The 12,988-nt window shown below is 73.3% G+C and carries 11 protein-coding genes and 1 rRNA gene; 6 read left to right on the top strand and 6 right to left on the bottom strand.

What is annotated here, in order from left to right; all coding sequences use genetic code 11:
- Positions 1-5 precede the first annotated feature (5 nt).
- Together add and BUE45_RS29990 are read right to left on the bottom strand one after the other, a co-directional pair.
- Positions 6-1,064, bottom strand: a complete 1,059-nt coding sequence (add, locus tag BUE45_RS29995; RefSeq protein WP_073384298.1) for an adenosine deaminase — start codon at positions 1,062-1,064, stop codon at positions 6-8.
- A 384-nt stretch (positions 1,065-1,448) separates the two neighbouring features.
- Positions 1,449-2,930 carry an aldehyde dehydrogenase (NADP(+)) gene (locus BUE45_RS29990; RefSeq protein WP_073384297.1) on the bottom strand — a complete coding sequence of 494 codons (1,482 nt, stop codon included), beginning with the start codon at positions 2,928-2,930 and terminating at the stop codon, positions 1,449-1,451.
- 289 nt (positions 2,931-3,219) lie between these two features.
- Between BUE45_RS29990 and BUE45_RS29985 the strand changes: the two genes are divergently transcribed.
- From BUE45_RS29985 to BUE45_RS29975, 3 genes are all read left to right on the top strand, one after another.
- Complete coding sequence (locus BUE45_RS29985; RefSeq protein ID WP_073384296.1) at positions 3,220-3,810, top strand: TetR/AcrR family transcriptional regulator; 591 nt, start codon at positions 3,220-3,222, stop codon at positions 3,808-3,810.
- Positions 3,804-4,904 (top strand): alpha/beta hydrolase family protein, encoded by a 1,101-nt coding sequence (locus BUE45_RS29980; RefSeq protein ID WP_073384295.1) that lies wholly within the window; start codon positions 3,804-3,806, stop codon positions 4,902-4,904. The genes BUE45_RS29985 and BUE45_RS29980 overlap by 7 nt, the downstream gene beginning before the upstream one ends.
- 158 nt (positions 4,905-5,062) lie before the next feature.
- A complete protein-coding gene (locus BUE45_RS29975; RefSeq protein ID WP_073384294.1) occupies positions 5,063-5,686 on the top strand; it encodes an HD domain-containing protein in 624 nt (207 codons plus the stop codon).
- Positions 5,687-5,710: 24 nt separating this feature from the next.
- Here BUE45_RS29975 and BUE45_RS29970 read toward each other — a convergent pair whose 3' ends face one another.
- The 3 genes from BUE45_RS29970 to BUE45_RS29960 form a co-directional block, all read right to left on the bottom strand.
- On the bottom strand, positions 5,711-6,469 hold the full coding sequence (locus BUE45_RS29970; RefSeq protein ID WP_073384293.1) for a sulfite exporter TauE/SafE family protein: 759 nt from the start codon (positions 6,467-6,469) through the stop codon (positions 5,711-5,713).
- A 201-nt stretch (positions 6,470-6,670) separates the two neighbouring features.
- Complete coding sequence (locus BUE45_RS29965) at positions 6,671-7,594, bottom strand: SPFH domain-containing protein (RefSeq protein WP_073384292.1); 924 nt, start codon at positions 7,592-7,594, stop codon at positions 6,671-6,673.
- Between the two features lie 415 nt (positions 7,595-8,009).
- Positions 8,010-8,795: an ABC transporter ATP-binding protein gene (locus BUE45_RS29960; RefSeq protein WP_073384291.1), complete on the bottom strand. Its 786-nt coding sequence runs from the start codon at positions 8,793-8,795 to the stop codon at positions 8,010-8,012.
- A 61-nt stretch (positions 8,796-8,856) separates the two neighbouring features.
- Between BUE45_RS29960 and BUE45_RS29955 the strand changes: the two genes are divergently transcribed.
- From BUE45_RS29955 to serB, 3 genes are all read left to right on the top strand, one after another.
- A complete protein-coding gene (locus BUE45_RS29955) occupies positions 8,857-9,627 on the top strand; it encodes a hypothetical protein (protein WP_073384290.1) in 771 nt (256 codons plus the stop codon).
- A gap of 171 nt (positions 9,628-9,798) precedes the next feature.
- Positions 9,799-10,434, top strand: coding sequence for a DUF1707 SHOCT-like domain-containing protein (locus tag BUE45_RS29950; RefSeq protein ID WP_073384289.1), 636 nt, complete (start codon positions 9,799-9,801; stop codon positions 10,432-10,434).
- Between the two features lie 113 nt (positions 10,435-10,547).
- Entirely contained in the window at positions 10,548-11,819 is a 1,272-nt protein-coding gene (gene serB / locus BUE45_RS29945; RefSeq protein ID WP_073384288.1) for a phosphoserine phosphatase SerB, read from the top strand.
- A gap of 963 nt (positions 11,820-12,782) precedes the next feature.
- Here serB and rrf read toward each other — a convergent pair.
- Positions 12,783-12,898 (bottom strand): 5S ribosomal RNA (gene rrf / locus BUE45_RS29940).
- Positions 12,899-12,988 lie beyond the last annotated feature (90 nt).

Genomic DNA, 12,988 nt, shown 5'->3' with positions numbered 1-12,988 from the left:
CCGCCTCAGACGGGGACCGACACCCCGTGGCGCTCCGCCACCTGCGCGATCTCGGACAGGAGCGCGTGCCGGTGGGCCGCCCCCAGGTAGGAGGCGCGGACTCCGTTGGCGGCCAGCCGCACCAGGTCCGCCGGGGACAGCCCGATGTGGTGGGCGGTGCGGTACTCGTTGACGAGGTCGGTGCCGAACATGGTGGGGTCGTCGGTGTTGAGCGTGACCAGCAGCCCGGCGTCGAGCATGGCCGGCAGCGGGTGCTCCCCGATCCGGTCCACCGCCCGGGTGCACACGTTGGAGGTGGGGCTGACGTCCACGGGGACCTGCTCGTCCACCAGGCGCGCCACCAGGTCCTTGTCGTGCATGGAGTCGATGCCGTGGCCGATGCGCTCGGCGGCGAGCAGGTCCAGGGCCTCGACCACCCGCTCGGGGCCGCCGTGCTCCCCCGCGTGGGGCAGGCTGGCCAGCCCCGCGGCGCGGGCCCGGCCGAACACGTCGGCGTAGGGGACCAGGGTGCTGCCCGTCCCGCCCACCCCGAACCCGACCGTGGCGGGCGGCGCGTCGGCGAGCACGGCCGCCAGGGTCTGCTCCGCGCTCTGCGGCCCGAAGTCGGTGGGGAAGTCGGGGATCCAGCGCAGCCGGATGCCGTGGTCGCGCTCGGCCTCGCGGCGGGCGGCCTCCACCCCGTCGAACACGACCCGGGCGGGCACCCCGCGCATGAGGTGGGTGTACAGGCTGATGTGCAGCTCCGCGTAGCGGACGTTCTGCGCGGCCAGGCGCTCGGCGACCGCCGAGGTGAGCAGGGCGAAGTCCTCCTCCTCGCGCAGGGTCTCCACCGAGGCCAGGTACACCTCGATGAAGTGCGCGAAGTCGGTGAACGCGTACCAGGACCGCAGCTCGTCGAGGGTGGCCGGGACGGTCGCGACCTCGTGCCGGCCGGCCAGCTCGAAGAGCGTCTCGGCGGGCATGGAGCCTTCGAGGTGCACGTGGAGTTCGGCCTTGGGGAGGTCGCGGATCAGCGCCTCGACGGCGGCGGGGGCTTCGGGTACGGGATTCGGGTGGCTGCTCATGGCGGGAGACTACGGGCGGCCGGCTCCGGCCACCAAGCTCTTCGGGCCAAGCTCACACCGGCCCGTCAAATGGCACCCGCGGCCCCGGAGGACGCGGCCCGGCGGGTCCGCCCGCTCGGCGACCGCCGGAGCGCCGCGGCTCCCCGCCGGTCGGACGCTGCGGGCCCGGACGGCGCCCTGCCGGAAGGCGCGCGGACCCGGGGCTCCGGCTGCACCTCGCCCCCGGCCCGGCGGGCCCGCCCTGGGGGCGACCGCCGGGCGTCACCCCGCCCCGGGCCGCAGGACACGGTTCTCCCTCGGCGCCGCCTCGGGGCCGCGGGGCCCGGCCGCGGGCCCCGCGCGTCGCCCCGGCCGGGGGCGGGACCCGCCCCCGGCCGTCCGGTGTCACACCGCCGGGAGCCCGCCGTTGCGGCTGCGGGGCACGTTGAGCGGGTTGGCGTCGCGCAGCGCCTCGGGCAGGAGGCCGTCCGGCACCGACTGGTACGTGACCGGGCGCAGGAACCGGCGGATCGCCGTGCTCCCCACCGAGGTGTGCAGCGGCGCGGTCGTCGCCGGGTAGGGCCCGCCGTGGGTCATGGCGTGGGTGACCGCCACGCCCGTCGGCCAGCCGTTCCACACGACCCGGCCCGCCACCGACGCGCCCAGGGCCAGCAGCGCGGGCGCGATCGCGTCGTCCTCCTCGCCGTGCACGGTGACGGTGAGCTGCCCCTGGAGGACGCCCGCCGCCTCCAGCAGCCGCCGCTCGTCGGAGTAGGTCACCACGAGCGTGGCCGGGCCGAAGCACTCCTCCAGCAGGGTCTCGGAGTGCTCCAGCAGCGCGTCCAGCCCGGTGCGCAGCAGCGACGGCGACCAGGAGCCGTCCCCGTCCGCGACCCCTCGGACCAGGACCTCCGTGGCCGGGTGCCCCGCCAGGGTGTCCAGCCCCCGGGCGAACCCGCCGACCACCCGGTCGTTGAGCAGCGGCGCCGCCGCCCGCCCCGCGAAGTCAGCGGCGAGCGCGTCCAGCCCGGTGCCCTCCGGGAGGAAGAGCACGCCCGGCTTGGTGCAGAACTGCCCGGAGCCGAGGTTCGCCGACTCGGCGTACCCCGCGAGGATCTCGCCGCCCCGGGCGGTGGCGGCGGCCCGGGTGACGAACACCGGGTTCACGCTGCCCAGCTCGCCGTAGAACGGGATGGGGTCCGGGCGCGACACCGCCAGGTCGAACAGGGCCCGCCCGCCGGGGATCGACCCGGTGAACCCGACCGCCCGGGTCAGCGGGTGCAGGACCGCGAGCCTCCCCGCCTCGACCCCCTCGACCAGGCCGAACGCCCCCTCCGGGGCACCCGCCCCGGCCAGGGCCCCGGTGACGACCTCGGCCGTGCGCCGGGCCAGCCGCGGGTGGCCGGGGTGGGCCTTGACGACCACCGGGCACCCGGCGGCCAGCGCGGAGGCGCTGTCGCCGCCCGCGGTGGAGAACGCGAACGGGAAGTTGCTCGCCCCGAACACCACGACCGGCCCCAGCGGCACCAGCAGCCGCCGCACGTCCGGCCGCGGGGTGCCCCAGTCGGGATCGGCGGGGTCGACCATGGCCTCCAGGTACGCGCCGTCCTCCAGCACGTCGGCGAACAGCCGCAGCTGGAAGGTGGTCCGGCCCAGCTCGCCGCGGCAGCGCGCCTCGGGGTAGTGCGCCTCCTCCCGCGCCAGGGGCACGAGGTCGTCGGCGGCGGTGTCCAGCGCCTCGGCGACGGCCCACAGCAGCCGGGCGCGCCCGCCGGGGGCGAGCGCGGCCAGCAGGGGGGCCGCGGCGGCCGCGCGCTCCATGACGGCGTCGAGTTCCCCGGGCGCGGTCTCCCGCGGGTCCTCGGGCGTGGGCGGCGGGGTGTTCATGGCTCGACCTCCAAGGGCGGCGGCTGTGGGGCCTCAGACACGCACCCACCATGCCGCCACGGTGGCGCGGAAGGAAGACTCCGCAGAACGAAACTGGAATTTCCCCGGAACCAGGTGATTCCGGAACGGCATCATAGGTGCCGTGACGACTAATTCCCGAAGCTCAACTCCCCCGCGGTCGCGGAGGACACCCGCAGGCAAGAACGGGTCGGGTCACGCACGTGTCTCCACGGACGAGCTCGCCTTCGCGCAGGCCCCGCTCCGGAGGCTCCCCGCCCAGCAGCGCAGCATGCTCCGCGTCCAGCGGATGCTCGACTGCTGCGCGGAGATCCTGGACGAGGTCGGCTACGACAACCTCTCCACCACCCGGATCGCCGAACGCGCCGGCGTCGCGATCGGGTCGGTGTACCAGTTCTTCCCCGACAAGAAGGCGATCACCCAGGCCCTGGGCCTGCGGTTCCTCGACCAGTTCGGCGCCCGGATCGGCGAACGCCTCGCCGGGGCGTCGTTCACCCACTGGACCACCGCGGTCGACGCCGTCGTCGACGAGTACATCGACATGCACCGCAACGTGCCGGGCTTTCGCAGCCTGCACTTCGGCGACATCGTCGACACCCGCCTGCTCAACGGCGGCACCGACAACAACCGGGTGATCGCGATCCGGCTGCGCAAGATCGTCGTGTCCGCCTCCGGCATGCCCGACAGCGAGGGCCTGGACCGGGCCGTCCACGTGGCCGTCGAGGCGGCCGACGCGGTGCTCAAGCTGGCGTTCCGCGACGACCCCGAGGGCGACCCGGACCTCATCGACGAGGCGAAGCGGGTGGTGAGCAGCTACCTCACCGACTTCTCCCGCCGCAACGAAGGCGGGGCGCGGTGGTAGGCGGGGCGCCGCGGGACGCGGCGCACGGGGCGGCGGGCGGCCGGTCCGCACCCGTCACCGGGACGGCCGCGGGCATCCCCTTCGTGGCCCTGCCCCCGGCGACCGGCGCGCACCCGGCGCCGCTCGTCCTGGGCCTGCACGCTTTCGAGCCGCCGCGCGGCGAGGCCGCCCTGGCCGGGACCGTGCCCATGGCCTCCCTGCCCGCCTGGCGCGTGTACCCCGGGCTGCCGCTGTTCGGGGCCCGCCTGCCCGAGGGCGGGGTCCGCGAGATCGCCCGCCGCGGGGAGAGCGACTACCTGATGGAGCTGTTCGGACCGGTGGTCGAGGGGGCCGCCGCCGAGCTGTCCCGGCTGGTCGCCGAACTGCGCGCCCTGTTCCCGGTCACCGACGACCCCGTGGGCCTGGTCGGGGTGGGCGCCGGCGCCTCCGCCGCCCTGCTGACCCTGGCCGAGGGCGACCTTCCGGTCGGCGCCACCGCGCTCGTCAACCCGGTCGCCGACCCCGCCCCGGTGCTGGCCGCCCGGGAGCGCCACCACGGCACCCCGTACGCCTGGACCGGCGACTCGATCGCCGTCCGCGAGAGGTTCGACTTCACGGACCGCGCCGCCGACGTGGCCCGGGGCCGCGTCCCGACGCTCATCGTGAGCGGGGGCCGGGACGACGTGCTGCCGCCCGGGCACGGGCGGGACCTGTACGAGGCGCTGCGCGCGGAGTTCCTGGGCACCGCGGACCGGGAGGACCGGGAGGACCGGGAGGGCCCCGCGGAGCCGGAGGAGCAGGGGAAACGGTCCGGTCAGGGGGCGGGCTGGCTGAGGAGGCGCGCCCGCCGCGCCCGGAGGGACGCACCCGTACCCGTCTCACCCGAGGGGACTAACCATGTGCTCCGTCACATCGTGATCCCCGATCTGGCCCACGCCATCGGCCCCGAGCCCGGACTGGAACCGGGTCCGCTCACCCCCGGCGGCGTGCTGGCCGACCGCGCCCTGACCGAGTGGTTCCACCGGCACGTCACGGCTTCCGCGCAGGTCCGGGCCGGATACGGCGGGGACCTGCCCCCCGGCGGCGGTCCGCGCACCGCCGTCCCCTCACCGTGACGGCGCGTTCACCGTGTGCACGACGCCCCCTTCCCCGCCGTCCCCTTAACGGACGCCACCGCGACAGCCGGTCCGCGTTCCATGGGATCATCCAGGGGCGACCGCTCACGAGCGGTCCACCTGACCGTTTCGACTCATCCTTCAGGAGGGCGAACCACGTGACGGAACCGGCACCGGTCTTTGCCAGCGGGGTCGACAACGAGCGGTTGAGCGCGCAGCTCCGCTTCCTTCTGGAGGTGGACAAGCTCAAGCGCATCCTGCGGCAGAACCTGCTGGTGGACGGATCACGCAGGGAGAACTCGGCCGAGCACTCCTGGCATCTGGCGCTGACCGCGCGCACCTTCGCCGAGTACGCGCCCCCGGGCACGGACGTCGACAAGGTCGTCGAGATGCTGGTGCTGCACGACATCGTGGAGATCGACGCCGGCGACACCTTCCTGTTCGACCAGGTCAGCTCCCAGACCCAGGCCGAGCGCGAACGCGCCGCCGCCGACCGCATCTTCCCGCTGCTGCCGGAGGACCAGGCCGAGGCCGCCCGCGCGCTGTGGGAGGAGTTCGAGGCCAGGGCCACCGCGGAGGCGCGGTTCGCCCGCGCCGTGGACCGGCTGTCGCCGATGCTCGCGAACTGGCACAACGAGGGCGGCACCTGGGTGCGGTTCGGGATCACCCGGGCCCAGGTCATGGAGAAGGTCAAGCTGATCGCCGAGGGCTCCGAGGCGCTGGGCGCCTACGCGACCGCGCTCATCGACGACGCGGACCGGCGCGGGTACTTCAGGGCCTGACCGGGGCCCGCCGCGGCGCCGGGGTCAGACCCGACCCAAGAGCAGCTGGACCGCCGCGGACAGGCCCACGACCACCAGGACCACGCGCAGGGCCGCGGCGCTCATCCGGCGGCCGAACCGGCCGCCCAGGTAGCCGCCCATGATGGAGCCCGCCGCGATCAGCCCGACCACCGGCCACGACGGCGAGGCCAGCACGATGTAGAAGAGCGCCGCGACGCCGTTGACGATCCCGGCGAGCAGGTTCTTCAGGGCGTTGAGCCGCTGGAGGTCCTCGTCCAGGGCGGCGCCCAGGATGCTCATGAGGATGATCCCCTGGGCGGCGGCGAAGTAGCCCCCGTAGGTGCCCGTCAGGTAGGCGCTCAGCGGCAGCAGCGGGCCGTTCTCCCGGCCGGAGGGCTTGCGGGCCCGCGCCCAGCGCGAGATGCGCGGCTGGAGCAGGATCAGCACGCAGGCCGCGCCGATCATGAAGGGCACGACCTTCTCGAAGACCCCGGCCGGCAGGTAGATGAGCAGCAGCGCGCCGGTGGCCGCCCCCATCAGCGACATGCCGCCCATCCGGAGCACCCGCCCGCGCTGGCCGGCCAGCTCCCGGCGGTAGGCGATGGCGCTGCTGATGCTGCCCGGCGCCAGGCCGATGCTGTTGGAGACGGTGGCGGTGATCGGCGGGTAGCCCAGGGCCAGCAGCGCGGGGAAGGTGAACAGCGTCCCCGAGCCCGCGATGGAGTTGATGGCTCCGGCGGCGATCCCCGCCAGCAGGACGGCCGCGGCCTCCCAGAGTTCCATAGTGCGGCTTTCATGGCTTCTTCGCTCCCCGACCGTCGAGGGCTCCCACAGCCTACGAGAGCACCCCTGCGGGGCCGGTCATCGGGTCATCACCTGTTGCCGCAGGTCTTCGGAGCGGGACCGGCCCCGGAAAGCGCGGGTCCCGGGGCGCACGGGGCGCCCCGGGACCGGGGTACGGGCGGGCCCGTGGGGGGAAGGGCGTCAGGGCGCCCGCACGACGTCGTCGCGCAGGCGCTGGAAGGCGGCGCCGACCCCCTGGATGGCCTGTCCCATCTCGGACGGCACGATCCACACCTTGTTGGCGTCGCCCTTGGCGATCTCCGGGAGCTTCTGGAGGTACTGGTAGGCCAGCACGTCGGGGTCGACCCTGCTGGTGTGCAGCGCCTTGAACACCATGTGGATGGCGTCGGCCTCACCGCGCGCCCGCAGGGTCTGGGCCTCGGCGTCGGCCTTGGCGGTGAGCATCTGCGCCTCCGCCTGGCCCTTGGCGCGCAGCACCGCGGCCGAGCGCTCGCCCTCGGCCCGCAGCACCGCGGACTGCTTCTCGCCCTCGGCGCTGAGCAGCTGCGCGCGCTTCTCGCGGTCGGCGCGCATCTGCATCTCCATGGCCTCCTGCACCGAGCCCGGGGGTTCGATGCCCTTCAGCTCGATGCGGCTGATCTCGATGCCCCAGTCGCTGGTGGCCTCGTCCAGCACCTGCTTGAGCTCGCGGTTGATCTGGTCGCGGGAGGTGAGGGTCGCCTCCAGGTTCATGCCGCCGATGACGTTGCGCAGGGTGGCGAGGGTGAGCTGCTCGACCGCCTGGATGAAGTTGGCGACCTCGTAGGTGGCGCGGTAGGCGTCCACGACCCGGATGTACACCGCGGAGTCGACCTCGACGGCCAGGTTGTCCTCGGTGATCGCGGACTGCGGCGGAAAGCTCACCACCTGGACGCGGCGGTCGATGCGCTCGCGCACCTGGTCGACACCGGGGATCACGACGTTGAATCCGGAGCCGAGGGTGCGGTGGTACTTGCCGAAGCGCTCGATGACGTCCTGCATGGAGTGCGGAACGATGCGGACGCTTCGCCAGAAGATGAGAAGGAGAACGGCGACGAAAAGGGCGACGATGATGATCATGGTCATGCGATCACCCCTTTGTCCTGCGCCGGGGCGGTATTCGACATCGACATCTGGGCAGCTCCGGTTCTCCTGACGGGGGTGCAGGCAACGCGGGCACGGACCGCGCAGCGCCCGGCCCCGCCCACCCGATGATCATAAAGCGCGCCGAATTGGAGCGTTCCGCTCACCGCCGAAGACGGTACCCGAAGTCACATCGAGGAGCTATATCCGGACAGAAACTGTATTTAAGGTCAATATGATCGCGCTGTTCTCGTGCTCCTTATCCCGGTTCGGGACCCGGTCCGTTCCGGACCCGGGCCCTCCGAGACGAGACCGGATCGCAAGGGAACGGCCGGCGGCGGACCGCCGGCCGTACGCGGGAGGAGGGGCCGGGGGGACGGACCGGCGAGGGCGGTCCGGCTCAGGCGGCCCGGGCGGCTCAGGCGGCCCGGGCGGTCCAGCGGTCGCCGTCCCGCTCCACCTTCAGCGCCAGCCCGAAGGTCTCCGACAGGCGGTCGGCCGTCATCACCTCGTCCAGCGGCCCCGCGGCGACCACACCGCCCTCGCGCAGCAGCAGCCCGTGGGTGAACCCGGCGGGGATCTCCTCCACGTGGTGCGACACGACCACAAGGGCGGGCGCCGCCTCGTTGCGGGCCAGCGCGCCCAGGCGGCGCAGCAGGTCCTCACGGCCGCCCAGGTCCAGACCGGCCGCGGGCTCGTCCAGGAGCAGCAGCTCCGGGTCCGACATCAGCGCCCGCGCGATCAGCACCCGCTTGCGCTCGCCCTCCGAGAGGGTGTGGAACGCCCGGTCGGCCAGGTCGCCCACCCCCCAGTGCCCCAGCAGGGCCCGCGCGCGGCCCAGGTCCGGCACGCCGTACTCCTCGCGGAACCGGCCCAGGTACCCGTAAGCGGCGCTCAGCACCAGGTCCAGGACCGGGGTGCCCTCCTCGATGCGGTGGGCGACCGCCGCACCCGCGTACCCGATGAGCGGGCGCAGCTCGAACACGTCCACCCGCCCCAGGTGCTCGCCCAGGACCTCCACCTCGCCGGAGGTGGGGTACAGCTGGCTGAAGGCGACGCTCAGCAGGGTGGTCTTGCCCGCGCCGTTGGGGCCCAGCACCACCCAGCGCTCACCCTCCAGCACCGACCAGTCGACACCGTCCAGCAGCAGCGCGTCACCCCGCCGTACCGTGACCCCGCTCAGCCCCAGAACCCGACCGTCCATCGTTCTCCCTCACGTCACTCACGTCCCGCGCCGGTGCAGGCGCCGACCTACCCTTGGAGCCATGAACTCCACGTCCGCAACACTCGCCGCCTGGGGCAACGCCTGGCTGTCCGGGCACGTCGGCCTGGACGAGGCCGTGGACGCCGTCGAACGGCACGGCGGCCCCCAGGTCATCGGGACCGTACCGCCGGGGGACCTGCCCTTCGAGGAGGGCGTACCGCTGCGGGCCGCACTGGTACGGCTCCGCGGCCTTCCCGGCACGAGACCGGCGATGTTCCGGCTGGCACTGCCCGTCCAGGGGGACCCGCTCGGACTGGTCGGCCCCGGGGAGTTCAACCAGGCCGCGCTGGAGGCGCGGGAGGGGGTACTGCTCCGGCTCGCCGACCGCCAGGTGGGGCTGGTCCCCACGACCGACCGGCGCGGTTCATCCTACGTGGGGGTCTCCTGGTCCCCGTATCCGGCCAACGACACGATCCCCCAGGTACCCGGCCTCGCCGAGGCCGAGCAGGAGCTGAAGACCACCCTCATCGAAGTCGCCCGGGAACTGGAGGGCGTCGACGACGTCGCGGGCTTCGCGCCCGCCGTCCAGCGGCGGGTGGCGGCGCTGGACGCCCGCCACGCGGACGGGGTGCTCCCGCCGGGGTACCCGCAACGCGCCCGCGGCGTCGCCGAGCAGGCGGCGCGGCTGGCCGCGGTCGTGGACCTGGCGGACGACCGGGCGGGCCGGGGGCTGAGCGCCCACCAGGCGGACGCCCGCTCGCGCTCCCTGCGCCGCCTGGACGCGGCGGTGCGCCGGGCCCTGGTGGCGGCGCACGCCTCCCTCCCCCTGTGAAGGCGGGGCCCGACCCCTGTCGGCGGGCGCCCGGACCGGGCATTCTTGGACCTGAGGGGAAGTCTCAGGGTAGGGCCAGGGAAGATACCTGATCCGCCGGCGCCACGACCGAACCGATACTGGGAGTGCGCGGCCGGCCCCGGCCGTCGATCGAGGAGGAGACCCGACACCATGCAGCCCGAGCACATCCGAGCCTCCGACGCGGACCGTGACAAGGTTGCCGAACGCCTGCGCGAAGCGCTGGCGGAGGGTCGCCTCAGCCCCGTGGAGCACGAGGAGCGCCTCGACACCCTCTACAAGGCCAAGACCATCGGCGAGCTGTCCCCCATCGTCTCGGACCTGCCCGTCGCCGGGCACAGCCCGTTCCCGACGGCCACCGACACCGGGGCCGACGGCATGGAGATCCTGGGCCAGGAGGCCCGCGACCTCGCCGGACAGAGCAAGGGCTCGGAGAACATGGTCGCCGTGTTCGGCGGCTGCGAGCGCAAGGGCCGCTGGCTGGTCGAGCCCCGCACCAACGTGTCCGTGCTGTGCGGGGGCGTCGACCTGGACCTGCGCGAGGCCGTCCTCAGCCGCCGCGAGGTCACCATCCAGGTCGCCGTCATCCTCGGCGGCGTCGACATCACCGTCCCCTACGGGGTCAGGGTGATCAACAACACGTCCGGGATTCTCGGCGGCACCGAACTGCACGGGACCGACCAGGTGACCGACCCGAACGCGCCGGTCATCCGGCTCACCGGCACCTGCATGCTGGGCGGCGTCTCCGTGAAGGCGAAGAAGCCCCGCAAGGCCAAGAAGAACAAATGACGACAGGGTCCCGGAAACACCCCTCCCCGGGTGTCCACATAGTGAACTAGCTGGGAAAAGAAGCGGACCTGCCCGTCGTCGCCGCCTGACGGCCGAGTACCGTGGATGGCGCCATGAATGATGAAACCACATTGTTGGTGACGGTGACCGGCCGCGACCGCCCGGGTATCAGCGCGCGGCTGTTGAGCACCCTTTCCGTCTTCCCCGTGACCATCTCCGACCTGGAACAGGTCGTCCTCGCCGGACGGCTCGTCCTGGGCGCCGTCCTGGAGGTGGACGAGAGGGTCGCCCCCGGCGTGAGCCGCCAGCGCGTCTTCGACGAGGTCCGCAACGCCCTCGACAAGACGTCCATCGACCTCGACATGGAGGTGGACTACGCCCTCGGGGACGCGCGGAACCGGGTCAGCTACTCCGCCTCCGCGGCACGGCTGCACGTCACCGTGCTGGCCGACCCGCTGCGCCCCGGGGCACTGGGCGCCATCACCTCCTGCGTGGCCCGGGCCGGCGCCAACATCGACCGGATCGAGCGCCTGTCCAGCTACCCCGTCACCTCCGTGGAGATGGAGATCTCCGGGGCCGCGGGGGACCCCGCCCGGCTGGCGCAGCTGCGCGCCGAGCTGGCCATGGAGGCCGCGACCCAGGGCGTGGACGTCGCGGTCCAGCCCAGCGGCCTGCACCGGCGCGCCAAGCACCTCATCGTCATGGACGTGGACTCCACGCTCATCCAGGGCGAGGTCATCGAGCTCCTGGCAGCCCACGCGGGGTGCGAGGAGGAGGTCGCCCGGGTCACCGAGCAGGCCATGCGCGGGGAGCTGGACTTCGAGGAGTCCCTGCGCCGCCGCGTCGCCCTGCTGAAGGGGCTGGACGCCGACGCCATCGCCGAGGTCTGCGACGAGATCCAGCTGACCCCCGGCGCCCGCACCCTCATCCGGACGCTCAAGCGGCTGGGGTACGAGTGCGGGATCGTCAGCGGCGGGTTCACCCAGATCACGGACGTGCTGGTGGAGCGGCTGGGGCTGGACTACTCCGCCGCCAACACCCTGGAGGTCGTCGACGGCAGGCTCACCGGCGGCCTGGTCGGACCGATCGTGGACCGCAAGGGCAAGGCCGTCACGCTGGAGCGCTTCGCCCGTGAGGCGGGCGTACCGCTGGAGCAGACCGTCGCCGTCGGAGACGGCGCCAACGACCTGGACATGCTCCAGACGGCCGGCCTGGGCGTGGCGTTCAACGCCAAGCCGGTGGTCCGCCAGCAGGCGGACACATCGGTGAACGTGCCCTACCTGGACACGATCGCGTTCATCCTGGGGATCACCCGGGAGGAGATCGAGGCTGCGGACCTCCACGCCCACGCGGAGCCGGCCTCCACCGGAGGAACGTCCCTGTAGGGGAACGGGGGCGGGGGCCTGTGCCGTAGCGGTCGCTAGCGGTCGCCAGCGGTCGCTCACCCGCCCGGGGCGGCCGGGCGCGGCCCGGCCCGGGCGTGCGCGCGGGCTTCACCCCGTGGAGCCCCGCTGGGAGCATCACCCTCCGGCTGGGGTCGGGGCTCCGGGCGGGTGGACGACCCCCCGGTGGCGCGGCCCGGGCGTGCCCGTGGCCTTCACCCCCTGGAGCCCCGCTGGGAGCACCACCCTCCGGCTGGGGTTGAGGGCTCCAGGCGGGTGGACAACCCCCCGGTAGCTGGGCGGGGCAAGTATCCGCGGCCTTCACCCCCACGGGTCCGCGGAGCCGAGTACGTCCTCGTCAACCCCCTGGGGTCGGGGTATGGATCAACGCCCACGGGCTGTGCCCGGGGCCCCAAGACCGTGCACGTTTCACCCCCTACGGCGTTGGGAGGGCATGGGTGGGCTCTACGTACGGGCCGCTCCTCGCGCCCCCCACCCTTTGCAGGGGGCATTCCTCCCACCCCAGGCGGCCGGGCTGGGATCGCCTCGCTCGCCCCAGCCCCGGATCACACCCCCACCACCGGCGACGTGCGCCCAACGCACCGCCCCGGAAGTCTGCCGCCCGCCGACTGCGCCGGGGCCAGGTCCACGCTCCGCCGGCCGCCCACCCCAAGCGGCCGAGCTTTCGGAGAACTCCGGTCGAGCTCTCACCCCCTGCGGCCAGGGTGAGAAGGACGCTCTACGACTGGGGCCGGGATGGGAGCGACACCCTCCCGCTGTGGCCAGCGCCCCGGTCCGCCAACCGGCTGGGGCCGACCACCCCGGCCAAAAGAGAAAACCCTCCAGCCGGCCACCCCCACACCACACAAAAAAAGGGGGCCGCCCCAAGGACAACCCCCCACAACACACCCCAACAACAGGGAAAGCCCCCCGCCAAAAGACGAGGGGCCCTCAACCCGAAAAAAACCGTGGCAGCAACCTACTCTCCCACCCCACCACAGGGCAGTACCATCAGCGCAAGGAGACTTAACGACCGGGTTCGGAAAGTAACCGGGTGTGACCCTCCCACCATAACCACCACGGAAACCCACACCCCACAGACAGCCACCTCCGAAAAGACGACCCCACAGGGAAGAATTCCACACAGCTATACAATGTGAACAACGTATGCG

It is taken from the genome of Nocardiopsis flavescens (assembly GCF_900141985.1).
GTDB classification, from domain to species: domain Bacteria; phylum Actinomycetota; class Actinomycetes; order Streptosporangiales; family Streptosporangiaceae; genus Nocardiopsis; species Nocardiopsis flavescens.
This window is presented reverse-complemented; position numbering and strand designations above follow the sequence as displayed.

Excerpts from the sequence above, each read along its gene's own strand:
- BUE45_RS29950 (WP_073384289.1), top strand. The coding sequence starts at position 9,799 with ATGCAGCCCGAGCACATCCGAGCCTCCGACGCGGACCGTGACAAGGTT.
- add (WP_073384298.1), bottom strand. The coding sequence starts at position 1,064 with ATGAGCAGCCACCCGAATCCCGTACCCGAAGCCCCCGCCGCCGTCGAG.
- BUE45_RS29955 (WP_073384290.1), top strand. The coding sequence starts at position 8,857 with ATGAACTCCACGTCCGCAACACTCGCCGCCTGGGGCAACGCCTGGCTG.
- BUE45_RS29965 (WP_073384292.1), bottom strand. The coding sequence starts at position 7,594 with ATGACCATGATCATCATCGTCGCCCTTTTCGTCGCCGTTCTCCTTCTC.
- BUE45_RS29985 (WP_073384296.1), top strand. The coding sequence starts at position 3,220 with ATGCTCCGCGTCCAGCGGATGCTCGACTGCTGCGCGGAGATCCTGGAC.
- BUE45_RS29970 (WP_073384293.1), bottom strand. The coding sequence starts at position 6,469 with ATGGAACTCTGGGAGGCCGCGGCCGTCCTGCTGGCGGGGATCGCCGCC.
- BUE45_RS29990 (WP_073384297.1), bottom strand. The coding sequence starts at position 2,930 with ATGAACACCCCGCCGCCCACGCCCGAGGACCCGCGGGAGACCGCGCCC.
- BUE45_RS29960 (WP_073384291.1), bottom strand. The coding sequence starts at position 8,795 with ATGGACGGTCGGGTTCTGGGGCTGAGCGGGGTCACGGTACGGCGGGGT.
- serB (WP_073384288.1), top strand. The coding sequence starts at position 10,548 with ATGAATGATGAAACCACATTGTTGGTGACGGTGACCGGCCGCGACCGC.